The sequence below is a fragment of the Bacillus sp. AP50 genome, assembly GCF_040492675.1.
Classification (GTDB): domain Bacteria; phylum Bacillota; class Bacilli; order Bacillales; family Bacillaceae_G; genus Bacillus_A; species Bacillus_A cereus.
Map to the genome: position 1 here is coordinate 1 of NZ_JBEUTW010000430.1, position 2,286 is coordinate 2,286.

Sequence of the window (2,286 nt, forward strand, 5' to 3'; positions counted from 1 at the left end):
CGTCTTTTTTGTGTTTTATAACTTCTTTTCAAAGCTAAATATTTTGAAGTGCTGCTCATTTTTAAAAAGATTTTTGAGTACGTAGCTATATAAGTTTTATTCAATTTCTTTCGTGATTTTTGACAGGTAATTTAAGATTTTCTATTTTATTTCTTAAAGATAGAATTCATTGGTATGTTAAAATAGTACAGTTGTTTTTGATGTACTTTAATATAAGAAGATTTAAGTTAGAAAAGGAGATAATATGAAAAAGATAAGTATAATTACTATAGTAGTCTTAGTCCTGCTAGTAATCGTGTATATGTTAGTTGGAAATTATTTTTATAACTATGCATTAAATGCGAAACAAGAAAAGGAATTTTTGCAAGATAATCCTCATTTAGTGGAAACGGTAAATGCGTCGGGAGATGTATTGGCTGCAAATGAAGAAAAGAATGCAAACTTCGTATCGAAGTATAAACCTAACACATTAACTATACGTTCTTTCGATAAATTAAATTTAAAAGGTTATGAATATATGAATGAACCATCTAGTCATAAATGGGCAATTGTAGTTCATGGATATAGTGGTAGAGCATCAGAAATGACGAAATATGTTCGTAACTTTTATGAACAAGGCTATAATGTCATAGCACCAGACCTTCGTGGGCACGGAAATAGTGAAGGGGATTATGTTGGTATGGGCTGGCATGATCGTAAAGATGTGTTAATTTGGATTCAACAAATCTTAAAGAAAGACCCTAATGCTGAAATAGCTCTATTTGGTGTTTCAATGGGCGGGGCAACTGTAATGATGACTTCAGGAGAAGATTTACCTTCTAATGTTAAAGTTATTATTGAAGATTGTGGATACTCAACTGTTATTGATGAATTTACTTATCAACTAAAAGATTTATTCCACTTACCGAAGTTTCCTGTTATGAATGCGGCAAATACGGTTACTAAATTAAGAGCTGGGTATGATTTAGAAGAGGCCTCAGCTGTAAAACAAGTAGCGAAAAGTAAAACACCTATGCTGTTCATTCATGGGGATGCTGATACATTCGTTCCTTTTGAAATGTTAGATGAAGTATATAATGCTGCAAAAGTAGAAAAAGAGAAATTAATTGTTCCAGGTGCTGGACATGGGGAAGCGGAGAAAGTAGATTCGAATAAATATTGGAATACTGTATGGAAGTTCGTAGGGAAGTATATTCCGGCATAATTAAAGTTGTTGCATTTATATAGACGATAATCGGAGGGATAATAGTTAATCCTTTTGATTATCGTTTTTTTGTTAATTAGGTATTCTGCTATAAGTGTGTTTTTGTATGTACTATATGAAGGAGGTAGAGCAAAAACTTTTGAATTCCTTAATCTCAGTGCTACAATGATTGAAAATTAAAAGTTAATGAGGTGTTTCTATGAAAATTGAAGTTTGGTCAGATTTTGTATGCCCATTTTGCTATATTGGGAAACGTAGATTAGAGATGGCTTTAGAGCAATTTCCGCATAAGAAGGATGTTGAAGTTGAGTTTAAAAGTTTTGAATTAGACCAAAATGCTCCAATCTATTCTGGGACAAGTATTAATGAAGTACTTGCATCAAAGTATGGAATTAGTATTGAAGAAGCTAAGCGTAATAACGTACAGCTAGGAAATCATGCAGCTAGTATGGGTTTAAGTTTTAATTTTGATGAGATGAAGCCGACGAACACGTTTGATGCGCATCGTCTTGCGAAGTTTGCAAAGGATCAAGGAAAAGAAAAAGAGATTACGGAAAATCTACTTTTCGCATACTTCACTGAATCGAGAAATTTAAGTGATGTGGATACACTTGCTACTATCGCTGAAGTTTCAGGTTTAGATAAGCAAGAGGCTTTAAATGTTATTAATGATAAAAATGCGTATGCAAATGATGTTAGAATTGATGAAGCGATTGCTCAGCAATATCAAATTTCGGGAGTACCTTATTTTATTATTAATCAAAAGTATGCTATTTCAGGTGCACAACCACTTGAAACTTTTGTTGGTGCACTTCAGCAAGTGTGGGAAGAAGAGAATCCTGCACCTAAGTTACAAGAACTTTCTTCAGAGGGTGGAAGCGATCTTTCTTGTACTGATGGAAGTTGTTCGGCGCCGTCGAAAGAGCAATAGTTTTTATAATAGAGTAGTACCCCATAGATAGTCCTGTGGGGTGCTTGTATATAACTATAGAAGAAATACATAAGTGAAATCTATAAAATATAAAGTTTTTTAAAAAACGTATTGACGATTATACTTTAGAGGTGTAATATAGAACAAGTCG

General features: G+C 33.1%; 2 protein-coding genes. Both read left to right on the forward strand.

Translation table 11 applies throughout. The annotated features are described in order from the left end of the window. The first annotated feature begins 244 nt into the window (after positions 1-244). Entirely contained in the window at positions 245-1,204 is a 960-nt protein-coding gene (locus ABWK52_RS23980; RefSeq protein ID WP_000723977.1) for an alpha/beta hydrolase, read from the forward strand. A 199-nt stretch (positions 1,205-1,403) separates the two neighbouring features. Continuing rightward, positions 1,404-2,135 (forward strand): DsbA family oxidoreductase, encoded by a 732-nt coding sequence (locus ABWK52_RS23985; RefSeq protein ID WP_000687938.1) that lies wholly within the window; start codon positions 1,404-1,406, stop codon positions 2,133-2,135. The last annotated feature ends 151 nt before the right edge of the window (positions 2,136-2,286 follow it).